At 65.7% G+C, this 22389-nt stretch carries 22 protein-coding genes; 11 read left to right on the forward strand and 11 right to left on the reverse strand.

Going from position 1 to position 22389, the window contains the following annotated elements; translation table 11 throughout:
- The first annotated feature begins 302 nt into the window (after positions 1–302).
- Positions 303–3011 carry an AbfB domain-containing protein gene (locus tag LVJ94_01100; GenBank protein WXB05859.1) on the forward strand — a complete coding sequence of 903 codons (2709 nt, stop codon included), beginning with the start codon at positions 303–305 and terminating at the stop codon, positions 3009–3011.
- A 188-nt stretch (positions 3012–3199) separates the two neighbouring features.
- Here LVJ94_01100 and LVJ94_01105 read toward each other — a convergent pair whose 3' ends face one another.
- On the reverse strand, positions 3200–4603 hold the full coding sequence (locus LVJ94_01105) for a PLP-dependent aminotransferase family protein (GenBank protein ID WXB05860.1): 1404 nt from the start codon (positions 4601–4603) through the stop codon (positions 3200–3202).
- A gap of 94 nt (positions 4604–4697) precedes the next feature.
- On the opposite strand from LVJ94_01105, the gene LVJ94_01110 reads away from it, so the two are divergent.
- From LVJ94_01110 to LVJ94_01125, 4 genes are all read left to right on the forward strand, one after another.
- Positions 4698–5162, forward strand: a complete 465-nt coding sequence (locus LVJ94_01110; GenBank protein WXB05861.1) for a 2,4'-dihydroxyacetophenone dioxygenase family protein — start codon at positions 4698–4700, stop codon at positions 5160–5162.
- Positions 5163–5175: 13 nt separating this feature from the next.
- On the forward strand, positions 5176–5544 hold the full coding sequence (locus LVJ94_01115; protein WXB05862.1) for a hypothetical protein: 369 nt from the start codon (positions 5176–5178) through the stop codon (positions 5542–5544).
- An 8-nt stretch (positions 5545–5552) separates the two neighbouring features.
- Entirely contained in the window at positions 5553–6137 is a 585-nt protein-coding gene (locus tag LVJ94_01120; protein WXB05863.1) for a GNAT family N-acetyltransferase, read from the forward strand.
- 131 nt (positions 6138–6268) lie between these two features.
- Positions 6269–6991, forward strand: coding sequence for a substrate binding domain-containing protein (locus LVJ94_01125; GenBank protein ID WXB05864.1), 723 nt, complete (start codon positions 6269–6271; stop codon positions 6989–6991).
- Positions 6992–6999: 8 nt separating this feature from the next.
- On the opposite strand, the gene LVJ94_01130 is transcribed toward LVJ94_01125, so the two are convergent.
- Together LVJ94_01130 and LVJ94_01135 are read right to left on the reverse strand one after the other, a co-directional pair.
- Entirely contained in the window at positions 7000–7710 is a 711-nt protein-coding gene (locus LVJ94_01130; protein WXB05865.1) for an HAD family hydrolase, read from the reverse strand.
- A 27-nt stretch (positions 7711–7737) separates the two neighbouring features.
- Positions 7738–8661: a sigma-70 family RNA polymerase sigma factor gene (locus LVJ94_01135; GenBank protein ID WXB05866.1), complete on the reverse strand. Its 924-nt coding sequence runs from the start codon at positions 8659–8661 to the stop codon at positions 7738–7740.
- A gap of 340 nt (positions 8662–9001) precedes the next feature.
- Between LVJ94_01135 and LVJ94_01140 the strand changes: the two genes are divergently transcribed.
- Together LVJ94_01140 and LVJ94_01145 are read left to right on the forward strand one after the other, a co-directional pair.
- Positions 9002–9253: a hypothetical protein gene (locus LVJ94_01140; protein WXB05867.1), complete on the forward strand. Its 252-nt coding sequence runs from the start codon at positions 9002–9004 to the stop codon at positions 9251–9253.
- A 32-nt stretch (positions 9254–9285) separates the two neighbouring features.
- Entirely contained in the window at positions 9286–10293 is a 1008-nt protein-coding gene (locus tag LVJ94_01145; protein ID WXB05868.1) for an arginase family protein, read from the forward strand.
- On the opposite strand, the gene LVJ94_01150 is transcribed toward LVJ94_01145, so the two are convergent.
- Genes LVJ94_01150 through LVJ94_01175 form a run of 6 tightly spaced genes read right to left on the reverse strand, consistent with a single transcriptional unit; the run spans position 10290 to position 18062 of the window.
- Positions 10290–11996 carry a DUF885 domain-containing protein gene (locus LVJ94_01150; GenBank protein WXB05869.1) on the reverse strand — a complete coding sequence of 569 codons (1707 nt, stop codon included), beginning with the start codon at positions 11994–11996 and terminating at the stop codon, positions 10290–10292. The genes LVJ94_01145 and LVJ94_01150 overlap by 4 nt on opposite strands.
- A gap of 44 nt (positions 11997–12040) precedes the next feature.
- Entirely contained in the window at positions 12041–13558 is a 1518-nt protein-coding gene (locus tag LVJ94_01155) for a hypothetical protein (protein ID WXB05870.1), read from the reverse strand.
- Between the two features lie 14 nt (positions 13559–13572).
- Complete coding sequence (locus LVJ94_01160) at positions 13573–14349, reverse strand: hypothetical protein (GenBank protein ID WXB05871.1); 777 nt, start codon at positions 14347–14349, stop codon at positions 13573–13575.
- Positions 14346–14627 (reverse strand): DUF2277 domain-containing protein, encoded by a 282-nt coding sequence (locus tag LVJ94_01165; protein ID WXB05872.1) that lies wholly within the window; start codon positions 14625–14627, stop codon positions 14346–14348. The genes LVJ94_01160 and LVJ94_01165 overlap by 4 nt, the downstream gene beginning before the upstream one ends.
- 16 nt (positions 14628–14643) lie before the next feature.
- Complete coding sequence (locus LVJ94_01170) at positions 14644–16737, reverse strand: glycosyltransferase family 39 protein (protein ID WXB05873.1); 2094 nt, start codon at positions 16735–16737, stop codon at positions 14644–14646.
- Positions 16734–18062, reverse strand: coding sequence for a hypothetical protein (locus tag LVJ94_01175; GenBank protein ID WXB05874.1), 1329 nt, complete (start codon positions 18060–18062; stop codon positions 16734–16736). The genes LVJ94_01170 and LVJ94_01175 overlap by 4 nt, the downstream gene beginning before the upstream one ends.
- 94 nt (positions 18063–18156) lie before the next feature.
- Between LVJ94_01175 and LVJ94_01180 the strand changes: the two genes are divergently transcribed.
- Together LVJ94_01180 and LVJ94_01185 are read left to right on the forward strand one after the other, a co-directional pair.
- A complete protein-coding gene (locus LVJ94_01180; protein WXB05875.1) occupies positions 18157–18696 on the forward strand; it encodes an RNA polymerase sigma factor in 540 nt (179 codons plus the stop codon).
- Positions 18693–18998: a hypothetical protein gene (locus LVJ94_01185; protein WXB05876.1), complete on the forward strand. Its 306-nt coding sequence runs from the start codon at positions 18693–18695 to the stop codon at positions 18996–18998. Before LVJ94_01180 ends, LVJ94_01185 begins: the two co-directional genes overlap by 4 nt.
- Here the strand turns inward: LVJ94_01185 and LVJ94_01190 are convergent.
- A complete protein-coding gene (locus tag LVJ94_01190) occupies positions 18984–19787 on the reverse strand; it encodes an AraC family transcriptional regulator (protein WXB05877.1) in 804 nt (267 codons plus the stop codon). The two genes, LVJ94_01185 and LVJ94_01190, sit on opposite strands and share 15 nt — an antisense overlap.
- Positions 19788–20410: 623 nt before the next feature.
- On the opposite strand from LVJ94_01190, the gene LVJ94_01195 reads away from it, so the two are divergent.
- Positions 20411–20872 carry a hypothetical protein gene (locus tag LVJ94_01195; protein ID WXB05878.1) on the forward strand — a complete coding sequence of 154 codons (462 nt, stop codon included), beginning with the start codon at positions 20411–20413 and terminating at the stop codon, positions 20870–20872.
- Positions 20873–20889: 17 nt separating this feature from the next.
- On the opposite strand, the gene LVJ94_01200 is transcribed toward LVJ94_01195, so the two are convergent.
- Positions 20890–21624, reverse strand: a complete 735-nt coding sequence (locus tag LVJ94_01200; GenBank protein ID WXB05879.1) for a hypothetical protein — start codon at positions 21622–21624, stop codon at positions 20890–20892.
- 50 nt (positions 21625–21674) lie between these two features.
- Between LVJ94_01200 and LVJ94_01205 the strand changes: the two genes are divergently transcribed.
- Positions 21675–22376, forward strand: coding sequence for a hypothetical protein (locus LVJ94_01205; GenBank protein ID WXB05880.1), 702 nt, complete (start codon positions 21675–21677; stop codon positions 22374–22376).
- Positions 22377–22389 lie beyond the last annotated feature (13 nt).

The following is a 22389-nucleotide window of genomic DNA, read 5'->3' on the forward strand; positions in this document are numbered from 1 at the left end:
CGCTTCTTGGTCGGAAAGGCATGCGGGCGAAGGGAAAATAAACCATAGTGCATCCCGGCCAGAGCCAAGTCGCACCGCCTCGAAGTGACAACGTTGTCTTTCGGGAGATCGCTGGTGTTTCTGCCAGGGTTCTGTCCGACAATCGCCTTGTTCCAGGAGGGATGACCATGACGTTGTGCCGTTCACACGTGCCTCGGACTGCAAAACGATATGCGCGTTTCGTTCGATTCGTCCTGCCTATCGGGACGCTTTTTGGCGCAATGGGCTGTTCCGACAGTGCGCCCGTTTCTACATCGGGCGACGTGCAACCTTCTATTGCTTCGACGATACAGGCTGCACCGCTGACCACCCCGTGGACATCGGATGTTTCGGCCGACAATGCCCTGCCCGAGTATCCAAGGCCCCAGTTGGTTCGCAGCAATTGGCAGAACCTCAACGGGCAATGGCAATTCGCGCGCGGGGTGGCAGGGGAGGCTCCGCCCGTCGGACGCGATTTGGCAGAACGCGTCCTGGTGCCCTATCCCATCGAATCCGCCCTTTCGGGAATCCAGCGGCACGAAGAGCGAATGTGGTATCGCCGCACGTTCAGCATTCCGTCGAATTGGGGCGGTCAACGTATCCAATTGAACTTCGACGCCGTCGATTGGCAGGCCACCGTGTACGTGAACGGCGTGCGCATGGGCGTGCACGAGGGCGGCTACGATGCCTTTTCCTTCGATGTGACCGACCAACTACGCGCGGGCTCCAACGAGATCATCGTCGGGGTGTACGATCCCACCGATGGGGGCGGGCAGCCCATTGGCAAGCAGCGTTTGTCGCCGAGTGGAATCTGGTACACGGCCGCATCGGGCATTTGGCAGACGGTGTGGCTCGAACCCACGGCGGCGGCGCACATCACCCGGCTCGAGGCCACGCCGGACGTGGCGCAGCAGCGGTTGAAGCTCACCGTGCGCGGCACCGGGGTTTTCGGGCAGACGGTGCAGGCCGTGGTGACCGACGGTGGCGCCGAGGTCTCTCGGGCGAGCGGCGCCGTGGATTCCGAGATTTCCCTGCCGGTGCCCAATCCCAAACTTTGGTCGCCGGACCACCCGTTTCTCTATGATCTGACCGTGTCCCTCGTGTCGGGCAACGGCACCGTCGACCGAGTTACCAGCTATTTCGGCATGCGATCCATCGCCCTCGCCACGGTCGATGGGTTGCTCCATCCGGTGCTCAATGGCCAGTTCGTCTTTCAGATCGGGACCCTGGACCAGGGTTACTGGCCCGACGGCATCTACACCGCGCCGACGGACGCGGCGTTGAAGTTCGATATTCAGCAGCACAAGGATTTCGGCTTCAATACGATTCGCAAGCACATCAAGGTGGAGCGGCCGCGCTGGTTCTATTGGGCCGACAAGTTGGGCATCTTGGTATGGCAGGACATGCCCGCGATGAACACCGTGGCGCCGTCGGCTGCGGCCAAGGCGCAATTCGAGCGGGAGCTTCGCGAGATGATCGACGAGCACCGCAACGCGCCGTCGGTGACCACCTGGGTGGTGCAGAACGAGGGTTGGGGCCAATACGATCAAGCGCGCCTCGCCAATCTGGTCAAACAATGGGACCCGAGCCGGCTCGTGGACAATATGAGCGGCATCAATTGCTGCGGCGCCGTCGATGGCGGCAATGGCGACTTCGCCGATTGGCACACCTACGTGGGGCCCAGTTCGCCGCGTCCCTCGTCGACCCGCGCGGCCGTTCTCGGCGAGTACGGAGGCCTGGGGCTGCGCGTGGAAGGCCACGAGTGGAGCCCGGGAAATGGCTTTAGCTACGAGATGCAACCCAACGCGGCCACGCTGAACGATCGCTACATCGGTTTGATTCAGATGAACGCGTCGTTGATGAAGTTCACGGGGCTGAGCGCGGCGATTTACACGGAAATTACCGACGTCGAAAACGAGATCAATGGCCTCGTGACCTACGACCGGCGCGTGGTCAAAGTGGATACGGCACGCATCCGTGCCGCGCACGAGGGCTTGATTCGCGCGTCCCTCGACCGAAATGACGGTGGGGGGCCGGGCGGCATCCGTTCGGGGCAGCCGCGCTCGTTGCAGGTGACCACCGCCGGCCTCACGAACCGCTACCTGCGTCATCGCGATGGCCTGGTGTACACCGACGTCGTGAGCGACGCCGACGGCGATTTGCTCAAGCGCGATGCTTCGTTCAAGGTGGTGCGCGGTCTCGCACGCGACGCGTGTTATTCCTTCGAGTCGCGCAATTTTGCCGGTCATTACCTACGCCACCGCGGCGCGCGCCTCTACAAAGACGCGCGCGACGGGACGGCTGGGTTCGATGCCGATGCGACGTTCTGCGCAAAGGCGGGGCTCTCCGGGTCGGGCGTGTCGCTCGAGTCGTACAACGAGCCGGGCAAGCATCTGCGCCACTTCAATGCGGAGGTGTACATCGCCAGCAACGGCGGATCCAATGCGTGGGATACGGCGGCCAACTACGCGGCCGACGCGAGTTGGAACCTGGTCGACCCTTGGTGGCGAAGCTCGGCCGACCTGCCACTGGGCGCGAACGAGTCCTTTCGCGTGATGACCACGGGCTTCACCAATCGGTACATTCGGCACCGCGACGGCCTGGGATTCACCGAGGTGGTCGATGGCAACAGTTCGACCACGTTGAAGCAGGATGCCACCTTCAAGGTCGTGCGCGGTTTGGCGAACCCCACGTGCTATTCGCTCGAGTCACGCAATTATCCCGGGCAGTACCTGCGCCACAAGAACTACCGCATCAACAAAGAGGCCCGCGACGGAAGTGCACTCTTCGACGCCGACGCCACCTTTTGCGCCCAAGCCGACGTCGGCGGCCCCGGTGTCGCCCTGGAGTCGTACAATATGAAGGAGCACTACATCCGCCACATCAATTCCGAGCTTTGGATGGCCCGCCCCGGCGGGACCAACTCGTGGGACAACCCCGACTTGTTCGCCGTGGACATCTATTGGAACGTCTCTGCGCCATGGGCGCCCTGATCTGAGAATTTACATGAAGGCGGGAAGACGGGAAGGCGGAACCTTCGTGTAGCAGCAGTGAGTAAAGTTTTTTTGGTATTCAATGCGCGCACTTCGCGAACTGAAAACCCAAAAAAAAGCGCTCCGCGCCGCCCGCGAAGGTTCCCTTCCCGCCACCTTCCCGCCTTCATGTCCAATCCTCTCCTCTTCTAGCGTAATATCTTCTTCAAAATGCGAAACGCCTCCTCGAGTTTCTCTGGAGGGCTGTTGCCGTATCCAAAGCTGAGTCCAGGGCGGATCGATTGGACGGAGAACTTCGCGAGGCCCGAAATTCTCAAGCCGGCATCGAGGGCGCGTGCGCAGAGGGCGTGCTCATCCCAGGTGTCGTGAAGTTCTGCGGTGAGGTGGAGGCCCGCGTCGATGGCGATCAGCTTTCCCAAGGTGCGGCCGGGGCCGGCGAACCAGTCGACGATGAATTGATGGCGCACGCGGTAGAGTTTGCGCGTGCGGCGCAGGTGGCGGTCCATGCTGCCGTCGTCGAGGAAGCGCGCCAAGGTGCGTTGCAGAATCGCGGGGGAATGGCAATCGAGGAGTTGCCGCGCGCTGGACAAGGCGGAGGCGATTTCGTGGGGCGCAATGACGAAGCCGGTGCGGAGCGAGGGCGAGAGCGATTTCGAAAACGAGCCGATGTAGATGACACGCGCGCCGGTGTCGAGGCGCTGCATGGGTTCCAGCGGGCGGTCGCTGAAGCGGAATTCGCTGTCATAGTCGTCCTCGAGGATGAAAGCGCCGGTGGCCTGCGCCCAATCGAGCAGGAGGCGCCGCCGCACCAAGGACAAGACCGACCCGAGTGGAAACTGGTGCGACGGTGTCACGTACACGAGCTTCGCGCGCGGAGGAAGCGACTCCACGATGAGGCCATGTTGGTCGGCCTGCACGGGAACGACCTTCACCCCGCGCAACTCGGCCAATTGTCGAAAGGGCGGATAACCCGGATCCTCGACGGCGACGGTGTCTCCCGGTCGTGCGAGCGCACTCAGGACGAGGTCGAACGCCTGCTGGGCGCCCGCCGTGACGACGACCTCCTCCGGGGCGGCGCGAACGCCGCGTGACCGATGAATCCACGTGGCGATGGCCTTGCGAAGCGAAGGCTCGCCCGCTGCGTCGCCATACCCCGTGCCTCCGTCCGCGCGGAGCTCGCGCATGGCCCGCCATGTTTGCGTGCGAAATTCGCTGTACGGGAACGACGCCGCATTGGGAACCCCGAGCTCCAGCTGCATGGCCATCGGCTCGTTCGACGGTGCATTCGGCACGGCTGCACCTCGATCGCGGGACGACGACGGGGCGGCATGACGCAAGGTGCCCCGGCGCGCCGGCAGGGTCACACGCGTCCCCGCGGCGCTCGCGCCCTCGAGAAAACCCTCCGCGACGAGGTATCCGTACGCCGTGGTGACCGTGAAGCGCGAAATCGCCAATTGCTTGGCCAGCTCGCGCGAGGGCGGCAACCGGTCCCCCGGGCGAATGCGACCTTCCGCGATGGCCTGGCGAATTTGCTCGTAAAGGGCCCTGGCCAGGCCCCTCCGATGGTCGTCCGCGTTCAGGTAGATGTCCACTTGGTCTGGTCAAAATAACGTATTTTTGGTCATCGACCAAGTCCAAGAGGACCCTTAAAACAAGGGCTGCAACATCGAACTGGAGCGCAAGACCATGACCACGAAGACCCTCGCCCGTCGCGATGCGAAGCCCCTGAACACCTCGGAATTGGACTGGGTGCCCATCGTTCCCGGCCTCTCGTTCAAACCCATTACGTACTTTCCCGACAATGCCGGCTGGCAGCTTCTCTTGCGGCTGGAGCCGGGCACGGTGGTTCCGCCGCACCGTCACACCGGCGAGGTGCACGCGTTCAATGTGCAAGGTTCGCGTTACCTCATCAACACGAAGGAAATCATTGGCCCAGGCACCTACGTGTACGAGCCGCCGGGCAACTGCGACACCTGGAGGCAGCATGGCGACGAAGCGTGCGTCGTGCATATCGAGGTGAACGGATCCATCGAATACCTCGACGAGAAGGGGACCGTGACCCGAGTGTCCGATGCGCGCGAAAGCCAGAAGATGTACCTCGAATGGTGCGAGAAACATGGACAGCCGGCGCGTGTTGCAACCTACATCTAAGGCCCAACTGCCCGTGTTCTATGCACGGTTGGCGCTTGGTCTGGCGTTTCTCTCGCCGGTGGCGAGTCGATTGGGGCTTCTGGGCAATGGCTCGAACTTCACCAAGTTCATGGCGTACACCGCGGAGGTGAACGCGTTCATGCCGGCCTTCACGATCCCTTTCCTCGCGGTGGCCGCCACGATCTGCGAGGCATCGTTCGGTATTGCGCTCATCGTGGGATTTCGTCTGCGCTGGGTGGCCTTCGGGGCGGCCGCGTTGCTGGCGGTGTTCGGCACGGCGATGGCCATCTCGTTCGGCGTCAAATCGCCGCTCGACTACTCCGTCTTTTCCGCATCGGCGGCCGCCCTTCTGCTCGCACAAAGGCAGCCCCGGTCGAGTTAGGATGGGGCATGAACCCCATCTTGATCGATTTGCCGGAGGCCATCAAAACGGCGCGCCTGTACATTCGCCGACCCTTGCCGGGGGACGGATTGGTGGTGAATGCCAGCATTCTCGAAACGTGGGAATCGCTCCACGAGACGATGCCTTGGGCGCGGGAGCGGCCGACGGTCGATGAGTCGGAGGCCATCGCGCGGAAGCACCATGCGGCGTTCTTGGCTCGGACCGATCTGCCGATGTACGTCTTTTTGGCGGATCGGCGCACGCACGTGGCCTGCACCGGCCTTCACCGCATGGATTGGGACGTGCCGCGGTTCGAGATTGGCTATTGGGTGCGCCGCTCGTTCGAAGGGCAGGGGTACGTCACCGAGACCGTGCGCGCGCTCACCGATTTCGCCATGACGACGCTTGCGGCGGTGCGGGTGGAGATTCGCTGCAGCCACCGCAATGCGCGGAGCCAGCAGGTGGCCGAGCGCTGCGGTTTCACCTTGGAAGGACGTTTGCGCCACGATGCCCGCGAGCCCAATGGCGAGCTGCGCGACACGTTGATTTACGCCAAGATCGCGGAGGCGAGCCGCTCCGGCGCCTCCACGTGAGCGAGATGACCCTGGCCCTCCAGCCGGAGCAGGCGGGCGCCGGGGATCTGCTTGGCGAGGGCTACCATGGATAGGCGAAGCGTGAAGCTCGGGTAGGGGGTGCTTCGGCACACCACCTGTGCCTAGAATTCGTGAACGACCATTTTGCGCGATCCTCTGGCCGGCTTGAGCGCGTTCGTCCGCAGTGTCGAGGCGGGGAGCTGCAGTGCGGCTGCGCGCACCCTCGGGGCGACGCCCTCTACGAGCGCGGCTCGCGCATCATGCTGGAAGCGTGCGACGTGCGCAAAGAGCTCTCCGCGGCCACGGGGATTCGCGGCCCGCTTCGCATCACGGCGCCCGTGGACCTCGGGCAGCCGTGGCTGGCCCCGCGCATCGTGGAATTTTTGGACGCCGGCCTTCGCCTCGGTCCGTTGCGCGATCCTCGCTTGGTTCGTCGGAAGCTCGGGCCCACGGGCACCGTGGTCTGCGCCTCGCCCGCGTACCTGCGCAAACGGGGCACGCCACGGCGCCTGGACGACTTTGCGGACCATGCGACGCTCGCGTACGTGCGCGATGGCAAGCCCACCCCGTGGCGGTTCGTCGATCGCGACATCGACGTCGAACCGCGTCCCTTTGGCTCGGATGACAACGCCGCGCTGCGGACCGCCGCCGTGGCCGGACTGGGCATCGCCCGCCTCCCCACGTACGTCGCCGCGCCCGAGATCGAACGCGGCCGCCTACGTACGCTGTTCCCCGATCTCGTGATGCACGGACCTACGGCGTACATCGTCTACCCCGAGCAGCGCTATCCGCTCGCGCGGCTTCGCGCATTCATCGACTTCATCGCGGCGGCCTTCATCGCGATGCCGCCGTAACCCCGACCCTACACCGTGGTGTCGAGCCGCGCGAGCAACGCCGGCAGCTCGGCCAGCGAGTCGAGGTGATGAAACCGCGGACGCTTGCGGACCGCCGCCTCGTCCTCCACCCGCTCCGCAGCCCACGTCGTGTGGTAGGGCACGTGCACGCCGACCGCCCCGATGTCGAGCGCCGGCACCACATCGGACTTGAGCGAGTTGCCCACCATCAAGAACTTCTCCGGCGCGACGCCCAGCCGGGTGAGGATGCGCTCGTACGTGGCGGGCCGCTTTTCCGAGACGATTTCTACGGCGGAGAACCGATCGCCCAGGCCCGAGCGAGCGAGCTTCGACTCCTGATCCAAGAGATCCCCTTTGGTGATGAGCATGACCTTGTGCGTCTCGCTCACCTTGGCCACGGCGTCGGCCGCGCCGGGCAACAGCTCCACGGGGTGCTGCAGCATCGCCCGGCCCGCGTCGATGATCTCCTGGATTTGCCGTGCGCCGACCCTCTCTTCGGAGAGCTCGATGGCCGTCTCGATCATCGACAGCATGAACGCTTTGATGCCGTAACCGAACAGCTTCGAATTCTTGATCTCGGTGGCCACGAGCCGCTCCTCGAGTCCCTCGGAGGAGACGAACGGCTTCATCAACGCGAGGAATTTCTCCTGCGTGACCGTGAAGATGGATTCGTTATGCCACAGCGTATCGTCCGCATCGAAAGCGACCAGCTCGATCATGCCGTGCACCATAGAGCCGTGCGCGCATCATTTCGAGACAGGATGGACCGAAGACGACGGATTGTCTTCGAAAGGCCCCGTTTCGCGAAGCGCACGCTGCAGCGTGATGTCGACGGCACCATCGAGGATGCGCATCGCACTTCGAAGTTCGCTCGGGCTGGCATGCAGGCGCGCCGCAAGAAAGCGCCGCGTGCCCGCTACCAGCGCCTCGCGCGCGCGGGCCAGCCTGCGCGCCGCCGTCACCCGGTGAATTCGGTAAATGGCGCCAATCTCGTCAATCGATAGGCCATCGATGTAGTGGTGCCGCAGCACGTTGCGCTCGGAGCTTTCCAGCGCGCGCATGGCGGCGGCGAAGGCCTGGGCAAACTCGGACGAAAAGCGCCGCCGCAAATGCGACAGCTCGGGATCTCCACTCGAGGCCGGGGTGAGCGCGAGCTGGTCTTCGTCCAATGCGACTTCGCGTTTGGTGGCGCGAATGGCACTTAAGATCTGCCGCGAAAGCGCGACGCGGAACCACCCGCGCAGACTTCCGCGCCCCGAATATTCGGCAATCCGCGGCGGCGCTCCGCCCTCCGACACGAAGAGCTTCGCGCCGAGCACTTGGCGGGTGTCGTCGCCCAACACGCGCGCACCCGGGAAGCGGGCCAAGGTGCCCTCGGCGACGTCGCGCATGGCGGCGTCGAAGACACCGATGGCGCCAGTACTTCCCGATGCGCACGCGCAGGCCAAATACAGATCCGCGCCATGAACGGCGGATAGCGCTTCTTCGAGCGAGCCACCATCGGGAAGCCGCGCGGCGACGTAGTGCGCGAACGCCTCCGGCTCCACGCGCACCGAGGGCCAGGCGGCCACGCCTGCCGCGAACATGCCGTCGAACTGGCGCTCGACGGCGTCCCACCCGCTCGTCGCGGTGAGACCGCGCGATTGCAAGCAGACGGCAAAAACACCCATTGGCCGCAGGATAGCACGACCCGTGAGCGCGGAGCGCTTCGTCGTCGTATGGCGATCGTCCCTTGTTTGGATATCCGGAAATCGCTTGTACCCGCCAGCGCGAAAGTGACCGTTCGCGCATTTCTCCGCCGCCACAGGTTGCGCGATGACGAAGGCGCTCACAGAAACGCCTCAGACCTGTGGCACATTTGTGGTGACGTGTCCGGGATGACGCGGCGCATTCGCGCGGTTTTTTTGTCCCCGCGCGACGGCGTCTTCGACGTGCATCGATGGCCTCCGTCTTGCTCACGCCAGGCGCGCGGGCGCGGTTCAGAAGCAAAGCCCCGAGGAGGTGCTTCACGTGGCCATCATGGTTCAATCCCCCTACTCGCATGCCCATCGTGCGAACGAAGACGCGACTGCGGAAGTGCGCATTCAGATCGCCGTGCTGCGCACCCTGCTCGACGAAGTGGAACAGCTCGTCCCTCCGTCGGGTATGCAGGGTTCGCAACGGGCGGCCAGCCGTCAATTGGCCGAGGAACTCGCGCGGCTTGGATGCCGCATGATCGAGCTGGCCACGGAGATGGCGACGGCCGAAAAGCCCGCCCATTGACAGCCGAGGCGCGTTCGACCATAACCGGTAAGATGCGACTTACTGGTTATGTGTCGATCGCAGCGCTTTTCCTGCTTGCCTGCACCAAATCGCCGAGCCCCGTCGCAACGACGAGCGCAGATCCGCCCACCCCGGTCGTTGCGCCGGCGCCGCCCGTCAGCAAGGTCCACATCGGCGTGGTGGATGCGCCGTTCAACCTCGGGCTTCGCCCGCCCAAGCCGGGGCACGAGCCGGGGGTGCGCAAGCTGGCGGGGGCCCTTCGCGCCACCGACCTGGTGGCGCGGCTCGGTGCAACGGATCGGGGGGCGGTGGCGCCGCCAGCGTACGCATTCGAGAAGGATCCCGAGACGCGCATTTACAATGCGCCCGCGATTCGTGCCTATTCGGAAAAGCTCGCCCAGGGCGTGGAAGAGGTGACCAAGCGCGGGGAGTTCGCGCTGGTGCTTGGCGGCGATTGCAGCATCCTCGTGGGCGCGCTTTCCGCGTCCTCGTCGCGCAAGCACCGCGGGCTCATTTACATGGACGCCCACACGGATTTCGGGCCTCCGCCTGCCGTGGGTGGGGGCATCGCCCTGGCGCTGGCCACGGGGTACGGCCCGCCCTCGATGCAGCGGTTCGGTGGCCGCATGCCTTTGGTTCGCGAAGAAGACGCCGTCTTGTTCGCCGCGCGCGATCCGGATGATTTGCGAGACTTTCGCGGCAGGTCCAAGCTCGAGTTGGTGGAGTTGGCCAAAATCCGCCAAAAGGGCGCCCAACGAGCGGCCCGCGACGTCGTCGCGCGATTTCGCACGCAGAGCGTGGACGACGTGTGGATTCACCTGGACGCCGACGTACTCGACGACGCCATCATGCCCGCCGTCGATTCGCGCTCGCCCGATGGCCTTTCCTATGCGGAATTGAAAGCCGTCTTGTCGGAGTTTCTATCCTCCGGGTTGGTCACCGGAATGGATATCGCGATCTTCGATCCCGACCTCGACCCCACTGGCAAAATGGCCCGCGCCTTCAGCGACGCATTGGTCGATATCTTCCAGGCGCTCTAGCCCTGCGCAATCCAGGCGTCGACGCGCTGCTCGAGGATGTCCAAGGTGAGCGAGCCCTGGAGGAGCACGACATCGTGGAAGGCGCGCACATCGAAGCGATCGCCCAGGGTACGTTCGGCGCGGGTGCGCAGTTCGCGGATTTTCAATTGGCCGATTTTGTAGCCCAGGGCCTGGCCGGGCAGGGCAATGTAGCGGTCGACCTCGTTGGTGATGTCGAGCTCTGGGCGCGGCGTGTTCTCGAGGAAGTAGTCGATGGCCTGCTTTCGGGTCCACCCTCGGACGTGCAGGCCGGTGTCGACCACCAGGCGAACGGCGCGGAAGATGTCGAACACGTGCTGCCCGAATTTGTCGTACGGGTCGTCGTACAATCCGAGTTCGTCGCCCAAGGTTTCGGCGTAGAGGGCCCATCCTTCGCCGTACGCGACATGGAATCCAAAGCGGCGGAAGTCGGGAATATCGCGTTGCTCGGCGGCGAGCTGCGTTTGGAAATGATGACCCGGCACGGCCTCGTGCAAGGTGAGCGGAACCATCTCCCAACGCGGGCGCGTTTCCGGCTTGTACAGATTGACGTAATAGAGCCCCGCGCGCGAGCCGTCGGCCGCCGCTGGGAAATAGAAGCCGGTGGTCGCGTCCGGCGCCATCGCCTCCGGGGTGGGCTCGACGCCATACGGTTGCCGCGGGAAGGTCTTGAACAGCTTGACCAACAGCGGATCGATCCGCTTGGCCAAGTTGCGCGATTGCAAAAGCAGCTCCTCGCCGGTCTTGCAATAGAAGCGCGGATCGGTGCGCAGGAAATGGAAGAACTCGTGCAGCGAGCCGGTGAAGCCGGTTTTCGCCTTCACGGTTTCCATCTCACCGCGAATGCGCGCGACCTCCGCGAGGCCCAGGGCGTGGATTTCGTCGGGAGTGAAGGCGGTGGTCGTGTATTTGCGCGCTAGAAACGCGTACGTGTCGGCGCCGTCCGGCCAGTGTCCAATGCCGACGGCCTCCGGGCCCGCGGGGAGGTATTCCTCGTTCAGGAATTGCAAAAAGTGGCGCATGGCCGGCTGCACGCCGTTCGCGACGGCGTCGAGGCCTTCGGACGCGAGCCGTGCGCGCGTGTCAGCCTCGATGGCCGAGGGAAAGCGCGTGAAGGGACCGTAAAAATCGCTGCGGGCGGCGTCGTCGACGAGCTGCTTCTCGATTTGCGCAGGGATGCGCCGGAGGACGATGCTCGGCGGCACGAGCCGCTCGCGCACGCCCTCGCGCATCAAGGCGACGATCTGATCGATCAAGGTCCGGAAGCCGCGCAGCCGAGCGATCCAGTTCTCGTAGTCGTGGACCGTCTCGAACCGCAGTTGATCGGCCAGTTGGTACGCGGTCTGGATGCCGGGACGCTGCCGCGCCCCCTCGGGGAGCCAGCTGAAATGCGTCGTGGGAACGAGGTGCTGCTTGCGCGCGTACTCCTCGGTCCATAATTGGTAATCGCGGCGGAATAGGTCGTAATTCAGCTGGTCCTCGGCCGATAGGCCGTCGCGATCGATGGCGCGCAGTTCGTCGAGCACGGCGAGGCCGTGGCGGTAATCCTGCTCGAGGCCGGCGAGGCTCAAATCGTCCCAGCGATCGTCGTACCGGTGATCGCCCATCAAGGACGCGTACACGGGGCTTTGCTCGATTTGGTATTGCCACTCGCGCTGAATGAGGGACGTGAGAGCCTGCGACATGAACGAGCCTCCTAAGTTCGCCTAGGTCATCGTGCGTAGAGCCATCAACGCCCTTCGAGCAAGGGGGTGACGGCCTGGATTTTACCCGCCGCGCCTGCGCGCCCTGCCTGGCCGGCCTCGCTGGCAGCGACCACCTTTGCACCCGGGGCGCCGGCCGCACCGCCGGCGCTGACGGACGGTGAGAGCGTCCAGCCTTGGTTCGCGAACGAGTCCGCCGCGCCGATCTGCGAGCCATCGATGGTGGGTGCGGTGCCCGCATACGCGAAGTCGATGGACGAGCCGCCTGCGCCGCCGTTGCCGCCTGCGCCGCCGCCACCGTGGCCACCCATGGCCCCTGCGCAGCCGCTGCCGCTTAGCGCGCTGTTGCCTTTGCCTTCGGCGCCGCCTTGCTGCGCCATTTGGCCGCCGCCTCCGGGACCACCGAGGCCGCCCTTGCCGGCGTGAAGCTTGCTGCCCGTGAGGGTCACCGGGGTGCGGAAGACGAGGAGCGCGATGCTCGAACCGCCCGCGTGCCCACCCGCGCCTCCTTTTCCGCCGCAGCCGCCCGCCCCGCCGCCGCCGCCGAACGCGGTCGACCCGCCTCGGCCCGCACCACCGCCGCCGCCTTGCGCCGTGGCGCCGTTGCGACCAGGTGTGCCATCGGCCGGGACGTAGCCGGTCGCGGTCAGGAAGCCAAAGGGGCCGCCCTCGGGGCTCGCTTCGCCGCCCGCCCCGAACGCGCCCGCGACGCCGGCGCCTTGCGGGCAGCTCGAATGCGTGTCGCCGCCTGCCCCGGTGTTGGCCTCGGGTTTCGGCGGAAGCACGGGGGCTCCTGCGCCGCCGTCTTCGTTGCGGCCGCCGCCGGACGCGCCCACGCTTTGATCGCTGGGCGCCGCGAGACCTTCGCAGGTGTTGCGCTGCTCCGGACCGGGACCTCCGCCGTCGGCGTCGTTGCCCTTGGGGGCCGCGGGGGGCGCCAATGCGGCGAGGGTCGGCGGCTCGGCATTCGCGTCGGCCCCTGCACCCGCCGTGATGTTCACGCGCCGCAGGGTGACGGCGTTCGATTGCACGAACCACGCGCCGATGCTCGATCCGGACGGTGTGGACGCATTCACGCTGGTGAACGAGATGTCCGCGACGATGACCGGATTGGCGGCGTTCGCGATCGTCAGGGCGGTGCCGCTCGGGGGGACCACGTTGGTGGCGCCGCCGGTGTAGTTCCAGCTTCCGTCGCACGAAAGCCCGCCGTAGACCCCCATGCCGCGCGCGATGGTCAGCGCCTCGGGGTAGTTGCCCTCGCAAAGATAGATGAACGGCTTGTTCCCACTCTTCTCGAGTGCCTTGGCCAGGCTCTTGACGGGCGCGGTGCGCGTGCCTGCACCATCGTCTTTCCCCAACGGCGAGACGAAAACGCCCAATTCATCGGTCGTGCACGTCGGTTTCTTGTTCGGTTCGTCCTCGCATTCTTTGGGCACCGGCGGCGGTCCGCTCGGATTGTCGCTATCGCTACTGCATTGTGCGAGGGAAAACGCGAGAACGCCGAGAAGGCAAGACGAGGCGAGAAGAAGTGTTTTGGTCATCATATGGATTCGATATTTTAGTTCTTGAGAAGATTCACGACGAAGGCAGGATGATCCGTATAGGACATCGACAGCGTCCGCGTGGATGAAAAACCGAAGGCGGACTGCTGCGCGATGACGTGTTGCACGCTGCCGTCGCCCTTGCGAAAGAAGCCGCTGGGCACACAGGCCTGCACGTTGGGTGCACCCTGGTAGCGCATGTTCAGGTCTCCTGCGACCACCGTGGGCTTGTGCGCCGCATGAGCTACTGCGTCGGTCATGAGCTCCTGGCACTGCTTCATGGCGATGGAGCCTACGGTGGCCAGGTGGGTCGTGCAAAAGACGAACTCGGAATATTCGCCGCAGGCCATGACCCGCATTTCGCTGCTGCCCGTATCTTGGTTCGTGTACCAGCGATATTGCGGAGTGTTCACCAAATCGCCATGATCGGGCCGGGCCAAAAAGCCAATGCCGTACGGGTGCCCGTTCTTGCATAGGTAGGGCGGCGTTTCGCTGCCCGTGCGTTTTCGCGCAGGAAAGAAGTACGCGCTGTACCCCGTTTCGTTGCCCATGCGGGCGATGTCGTCCTCGCATACTTCGTTGACGGAGACGACATCCGGTTGCTGCGAATCGATTTTGGCGATGCCCTCGCCAATCGCTTTGCCGTCTTCGTAGCAACCGGCGAGTCCGCTATTGCACAAATTGAGCTGGAGCACTTTGAACGGCGTCGCGGCCAGCGCCACGGTGGGGGGCATGGCCAAGCCGAAGGCGGCAAATGCGGCAAACGTGACGGGCGCAAGCGCGATGCGGCTCATGACGCCTCCCGCGTTTGGTAGCGTTTCGCGCCACGGGCTTTGGCCTTGGCGGCCTCGTTTTCACGGGTGCGCGGTGCGCTCTGGGTCTCCATCCCATGCACCACATGGCCGGTGATGCGCGCAATTTCATCGACGGCGCGATCGAAGATCTCTTGATTGGCCTTCGACGGTTTGCGCGTGCCGCTCACCTTGCGCACATATTGCAGGGCGGCCGCCCGAATCTCCTCTTCCGTGGTGGGAGGCTCGAAATTGAGAAGGACACGGATGTTGCGGCACATGCCCCCGACTTTAGCTTCATAACTCCGCGCGGACGAGGGCGAACTCGGCGCTGGCGGAAGCGTCGGTGAGCTCCTCGAATGCGCGCGTTGGGCCGAGCTCCGCGCGCAAGCCCCGAATTCGGCTGCGCTCGGTGACGAAGAAGAAGGTGTGCTCGCCCGCGCGCTGCTTTGCGTCGAGCCACGTGCGCATGGGCGAGCCCCCGGAAAGAAAAATGGCGAGGTGATTTCCCGTGTAGAAATTTTCACCTTTCCAATTGAGCTCGTAGGCCACCAAGGGCGTCGTGGTGTCGCTTCGCGCGCGGTAGTACGCGTCCATGACGTGGCGCTGTCCGCCGTTGGGGGCGCAGCGCACGAGGTACCCGTCGAGCAAGAGCAAGGTGCACCCCACGGCGAGTGCACCCAATGCGAGCACGGCGTGGCGGCGCCAGGGGCGTATGGCGAGCGCGAGGCTTGCCACGGTGGTGAGGACACCGAAGATGACCAGCGCGGGCGCGAAGGCCTGTGCGGATGGCCAGTCGCGCTGGTAGCGGTACGTGAAAAGCTTCATGAGGTGCGATGGGCTGGCGCCGAGATCGCGGGTGACCAGTGCGAGGACGCAGGCCGCACCGAAGGCGAGGACCGCGCTCGCGAGGAGCCGGCGGCGACCCGGTTTTTCGGCCTCGGAAAGGCGTTCGTCGAGCCAAATGCCCACGAGCATGGCGAGAGGCGGCACGGCGGGCAGCACGTAATGATGGAACTTGGTGCGCATGGCCGACACCAAGGTGAAGGTGAAGAGCGCAGAGCCGAAGAGCAGCGTGCGCGCCCCCGTGCGGTGCGAGCCGTCGTCCCTTCGCGGGAAGGAAAGGGCCGCGGCGGCGAGCAGCCCGGACCAGGGGAACGTCGCGTATCCGAGCTGGCGCACGAAGTAGATGAGGCCCACGTCCTCGGCCTCGTTGACGTCGTGCAGGTGCGTGAGGGTGCGGCCGATCATGTGGGTCATGACGAGTTCGTCGAGGAAGCCGCGTCCGTGGCGCGCCCAGATGGCCAAGTACCAGGGGCCGATCATCATCACGGAGAGCAAAAGGCCCGTGGGAATTTCCAGAAGGCGCAAGGTCTCGGGCAGCCGGTGCGTGCGGCGCGACACGAGAACGAGCACCACGCCCGCCGCGGGGAAGGCGAGCCCCGCGGGGCCTTTTGCCATGGCGGCGAAGGCCGCGGCCGTCCACGCACCCAGCGCGAGGAGGTGCGCGAGGCGCGTTTCCGTGGCGATGCGCACGAGCAGCCAGACGAGGAGCGGCAGGAAGAGTGCGACCTGCAGCCACGGGGAAAACCCAGGGTGGGCCAGTGCGACCTCGGCACAGGCGCGCTGCCCGGGCAGGGTGCACGCGTGCGGAGACCCCGCCACGAGGCGCGGCGCAAGCGCGACGATCGCGAGTTGCGGCACCGTGAGAAGGGCGACCCATACCGCGAGGGGGCGTCCGCTGGCCTGCGCACTCTCGGGTGTGTGGAGCGCGCGCAGCAAAAGGCCGAGGCTCGCCGCAACGCCGCCGATGAGCGGCATGTCCGTCGTCGCTTGGTGCGTTAGTAGCGCGAACCCCGGCATGGTCCAGAGCACGAGCGCCCCGAGAAAACCCGCCCGCCGCCCGCACGTGCGCGCGACGCCGTCGTAGAGAATGTACACACCGGCGAGGGCGAGCGCGAAGGCGGGCATGCGCAAGGCCCACTCCGGGTTGGCCCCTCCGGCGAGGATTCCATCGGCTCCGGTGCGAACGCCAAAGACGACCATGGCGAGGGCCTCGAGCCAGAAGATGAGCACCGGCTTGGTCATGAACCAGCCGTCCTGCGCCCACCACGGGGAGACGAAGTCGCGCCGTTCGATCATCTCGCGCGCGACCTCTCCGTAGTGCGTCTCCCAAGGATCGATCAGGGAGAAGGCACCGAGCATCGGCAGCGCGGTGCTCGTACCGAGGGCGAGGACCCAGAGGTCCTGCCGCGGCTTTCCGCGGACGAAGAGCCATGCTGCCGCGAGCAGCGTGCACGGTGCGAGGATGGCGACGGCCCACGCCGGCAGCACACCGCGCACGGCGAATCGAAGTACGAGCACGAACGAGAGAAGCGCCGCGACGATCATCGAACCTCCAAGTTGCCGCCGCGTATGCGGCCGTGGCCGTCGTTGGGGCCCGACGTCACGGGCATGCGGCGGTCGTCCTGGCAGGGGAGCTCGCCGATGCCCCACCAAAGAGCATATTGGCCGGCGCGAAAGTGCGGCGGCAAGGTGACCTCGAAGTCGTCGACGATGACGTCGCCCGCTTGCCAGACCGACATGGGGTACGGGTGCTCGCGGTGCTCGGCGGCGAAGCGCGTGGGCGAGTGGTCGATGTGCAAAAATGTGCAGTATGCACCCATGGATTCGGTAGCGCGCACGCGCAGGACGAGGCGCACGTGCATGCGCTTGCCCACGCTCGCGGTCTGGAGGGGGCCCCCGCGTGCATCGCGGAGGTCCCACCCGACGAGCTCGAGCCGGTCGCCCGCCACGGCGTCGATGGGGCGCAGTCCGGCGGGTGGCTCGTTGCGCACGACGGCATCGAGCGGGCTCTCGCTTCGTTCGCCGCTGGCGAGCGCGCTCGCGGCGAGCATGACGGTGCCGTCACCGCCGGCCAGGACGGGAACGTTGGCGTGGCGTTCGGTGCGGAATACGGCATTGAGCCTCGGGAGCTCCGTCGAGGCGAGGGCCACGTAGCGCCGCGCAGCCGGAGCCGTGGCGAGCCACTTTCCCGCGGCCGTCGCATCGGTGAGTGGCGCCGCCGGTGTGTCGCTGAGCGCGCGCGGGTCGACGCCAAGGACCCCGAGCGACTCGCCCTCCGCGTGGACGCGTTCCCACGTCTCGCGTGCGGCCGCGGGCGAGAGGCGCCCGCGCAACGCCGGGTACACATGCACCTGCAACACGAGCCACGCGAGCGCGCCCGCGGTGACGATGGCCACGCTGCGCTTCACCGGCAACCAGGCGCGCGGCACGAGCAGAATCGTGGCGGTGAGGCCCGTCGTGGCGGCAGTGGCGATGCGCACGGTCCTCGCCGCCACGGCCGTGAAAGGCGGCACGTTGGTGGTGGGCAGTCCAAGGCCCTCGAGCACCCGCGCCGGCAGCACCTCGATGTCGCGGACGACGAGAAAGCCCACCGCCACCACCGTCGCCACCAGCACCGCAGGCGCCCGATCGATATCGTCCACGGTCCGCAGCGCCAGGAGCAGGGCAAGCAGCATGGCCGCGACGACCACGAGCGAGAGCCGGCCCGACGCATGCGCTGCAAGTCCCGCGATGGCCATCACCAGGGCCACGAGGTGCACGTGGTTCGTCGGGCGCCTTGCGAACGCCACCGGAAGGAGAGGGCTCCACGGCACGAGCGCATAGGCGATAGCCGGCACCGCCGCGTCGAAGCGCACGCTCGTCGTATCCATGTACCTCGAGGACGCGAAAAGGCCCGGACCGGCTCATGAAATGGCACCGCATCTTTTTTGAGCCGGTTCGCCGTTCCCCGCGTACATAAGGTATGTGCTAGCTGTCGCGCGCCCGCTTACCGCTTCGACCTCGGCCTCGCCGGCCGAATTGGACTTCGAGGCGCTCTATTCCCAGCACGCGCGCTACGTGGCCGGCGTCGTGCACCGCATCATGGGGCGCGATGCCGAGGTGGACGACGTCGTCCAGGAGACATTCCTCGACGCCCTCGATGGCCTGGCGAGCCTGGAGGCGCCTTCCGCCGTTCGCGCCTGGCTGGTCACCATCGCCGTGCGCCGCACCCGCCGCATCCTGGCGCGCCGCCGGCGCCGCAGCCTGTTCGCCTTCTGGATTCGCGATTTTGCCGCACCCGCTTCCGATCCGCGCGATCGTCAGGCCGTCGACGAGTTGTACGATGCGCTCGGGCGCCTGCCGGAAGATCTGCGCATCCCGTGGATCTTGCACCGGGTGGTGGCCCTGAGCCTCCCCGAGACCGCAGCCGCCTGCGAGGTGTCGCTGGCCACCGTGAAGCGGCGGCTCGCCGATGCGGAAGAGCGCCTCGAGCGCCGTCTTTCCCCGAAAGGGCCCCAGCCATGAGTAGCGCGCAGCTCGAAGACGCGGTGCAGAGCGCGCGCGCGCAACCCGTCGCATGGGATGGCGTGCGCGCGGCGCGTGTCCTGTCGAACGTGACGCGCCGGAACGAAGAGCGCCTTCGTCGTCGCCGTTGGGCGCAGCGGGCTTTCGTGCTCGCGGGAGCGTGCACGTTGTTCGTGGTGGCCTCGCTTCGTGCGGCTTCGTCGCCGTCGATCCCGTCCCCCGTTACGAGGGGCGAACCGGCCGCCGTGCATGGATCCTCTCCGCTCGACGATGGCGGCGCGTCGGCGCTAGACGGCTCGTGAGCGCGCGACCGACGTGGGGGTGACGCCGAGCACCCGTCGCATCCAGCGTGCCATGTGGCTCTGGTGCGAGAAGCCCACGTCCAGCGCAATTTGCGTGGCCGGGAGCTCCCCCTGTTGCAGCAGCAGCCGGGCGCGTTCGACCCTTCGCTGAACCACGTATTCGTGCACCGGGACGCCCATGGAGCGCTTGAACAGCGTTTTGAAATGCGAGGCGCTTACCCCGGCAACGCGTGAAAGGCGCACGAGCGACAGATTTTCGTCGAGGTGCTCCTCCACGTACTCCTTCACCCGGCGAACCTGCACGGGCGTCAGACCGCTGCGATCCGGCGCGGGCGCGGCGTAGCGACCCAGCAAGTGCACCGCCAGGGCGGTGCCGAGGCTATCGGTGTAGAGAAGCCCGTTGGGAAAACCGGCGCGGCTCTCCGCCTCGAGCGCCCAGGCGATGTGCTCGATCTGCGCGTCGCGAAATTCGTACCGTGGCTCGATGCCGGCGCGCTCGGGGGCGAGCCCCATCTCCTCCGCCACGGAGCGGAGCAGCGAGGTGGGAACGCGCAGATCCAGCGATGCGCTCGCGTCGTCGTCGCACCATGCGTCGGACATGCCGGCGGGCATCAAATTGATGTCGCCACGCTCGCGCACACTTCGGTGCTTGATGCACGACGAGCGCACGGGCGGGCCCGCGTGCACGCTGATGACGTGGTCCGAGGTGGACGTGTGCGCATGCAGCCCCGCGGGGGTCTGGCGTAGTGCAACACCGAGTCCGATCCGAGGCCGCGTGCGTTCTCCCATGTCGGCCGAGACTATAAGGTCGACCTCCGCGCCTGTCATCCAGCGGACTGGGCGATGTCGCGTCCGGCCGATCCTGTCCTCGAATCGTCCAATCGTGCGCGATGCGGGGAATGGGTGAACGCTACACACCGGCGGTGCGGCGCGAGTTGGGGAAGGCGCCGGTGCATGTCGTCGGGTCGGACATCGCCAGCATGAAGGAGGTTTCGAATTCGTTCTCGACGGTGGTCTTTCGAAATTGAACATCCCCGCGCACCCGTCGACTGCGTAATCATTCGATATCGGCAAAATGCTTGGCGCGTTCGATGTAGTTTCTTGGCGCATCCGTCTTCGAGCGAGAAAAAAAGAAGAAACGTCGCAACCCGAAAGGATGGCGAGCGTCTCCCGTATCTAGAACCAAGAGGCGGAAAGCTCGAATGCATCCGCCGATGTTCGATCAGGAGACAAGAATGAATACGAAATCGGTTTGCCTTTCTTCTGGCCTATGTTTGCTATTCGCGTCTTTGGTGAATTGCGCGGCCGAACCCCAAAATGAAGGGGAGAGCGTCGGAGAAACATCGGAACGTTTGGCGGCGTCGGATACGGTGTCGGCCGAATTTCCCCATTGTGTCGTTCGGGCGGTCGCCGTGACGGACTCTCGGGCCGAGCTGCCCGCCGCGGCGCCTGCGCCGAAGTGCTTTCACACGTACGCCGAGGCCACCTCGTTCGCCACGAAAGGCCGCGTCCACTTGCCCAAGGATGCCACGTTCGAAGAAGTGGACGAAGCCGTCGAGCGCTCGGCGAGGAGCGCCGCTCCGTTGGCGGAGGTCGTCATCGCACGCGAATACGAACACGCCGGCTTCCGGTATCCGTCCCTCGCCGTCACGGCCTCGAGCGGATGCAACACTGGAAATAAGTACTATTCCTCGATGCCGCAGGGTTGGAACGACACCATTTCGTCGGCCCTCATTTACGGCGGAACCGGTTGCTTCCATGGCTACCATTACGAACACGGCAACTTCGGCGGCGCGTCCCTCGATGTTGGCGCGGGCGTGGACAATATGGGTGCCTTGAATGACAAGACATCGTCCATCCTCTGGACGCCCTGACCTAGGATAGGGAAGTCTCAGGGGCAGAGCGGATCGCCTTGCGCGCACGGGCGCTGGGGCAACGTTGGTGGTGATGGTGCCGTCTCCTTTGGACGAACCACCGCCGCAGGTGTCGCGGCCGGTGTCCATGGGCGGCCGCGCCGCTCCGCCTCGAGATCGCGCTCAAGCCGCTCGCCATGCTGGCGGGCGGCCGTGAGTTCGGCCTGCAACGCGGCGAACTTGGCGCGCTCCTCGGTCAGGGCACGCTCGACCTGCGTCACCTGCTCGCGCAGCGTGCTGCGCTCCTTGAGAATACGCAGCGTGGCGTCATTGGCCCGCGCGATCTGCGGCTGCAGAAAACCGACGTAGCCGGCGGACGCCAACGCCACCGTCAAGGCCGTTCCCGCCAAAAGGCCGATCGCGAGCCCGCTGCGCGGGGAAGGCGAAGAGGAAGGGGTGGCATTTCCGGCACGAAGGCGCGCAAGCTCCCGCTCGTGCGCGCGCTGGCGCTCTTCCGCCGCCGCCTCGCCCTCGCGTTGCCGCGCGTCTTCGGCTTCGCGCTGCCGAGCCGCCGCCGCCTCGCGTTCTTCGGCGGCCCGCTTCTTCTTGTCCTGGTCGGCCTCCAACGCGGCGCGTTCGCGCGCTTCGCGTTCGACCCGTGCGATCTCCGCACGCCGCGCGATCTCTTCTTCCTCCCTACATTGTCGCTCCTCCTCCAGGCGAAGCAGCTCTTTCAACGACGTCGAGACCGATTCCTCGCGCGTTCCTTCCATGCGTCTTTAGACGCGCCGCCCGGCCCGCGCCTTTGGAGTAGATCGACAGCATGCTCGCGACGACCATCCCGGTGCTTCCTTGTGTGTCCGCGCCCGAAACGCTGGACTTCTATCGGCTGCTCGGTTTCGAGGTGACGCACAAGCAGAGCGCGCCCTATGTCTATTTGGCTTTTCGCCGGGACGATGTTCATTTGCATTTCCACGGCCGCGAAGGCCTCAAGCGGGAGGAGTCGCTGGGCATTTGTCTGGTGATGGTGGACGAGGTCGAACCGTTGCACGGTGAATTCGCCGCTTCATTGCGCGGGGCGCACGGCAGACTGCCCATTTCGGGAATTCCCCGCATCGCGCGGTTCCGCAAAGGCCAAACGCGCTTTACCGTGGTCGACCCTTCGGGAAACTCCATTATTTTCATCCGGCGCGCGGCGGACTCGAAGAAGAAGGACAAGCCTGCGCCGACGTCGCGCTTGGCGAGGGCCATCAACATGGCCGAGCACACGCGTGTTTCGCAGAACGACGACGGCTTGGCGGCCCAGACGCTCGATGCCGCGCTCGCACGGAACGAACCCGCGCCGCCCATCGATCGGGCGCGCGCGCTGGCACTCCGGGCCGAGCTCGCTGTCGCATTGGGGGAAACGAAGCGGCTCGCGGCTTTGCGCGCCGAGCTCGCAACGATCGACCTTTCCGCGGAAGAGCGTGAACGCTACCGTGACGAGTTGGAAGCCGCCGACGCCTTGGAACGCACGCAGCAATAACGCAAAGCGGCGG

It is taken from the genome of Sorangiineae bacterium MSr11367 (assembly GCA_037157805.1).
Lineage (GTDB): Bacteria > Myxococcota_A > Polyangia > Polyangiales > Polyangiaceae > Pendulispora > Pendulispora rubella.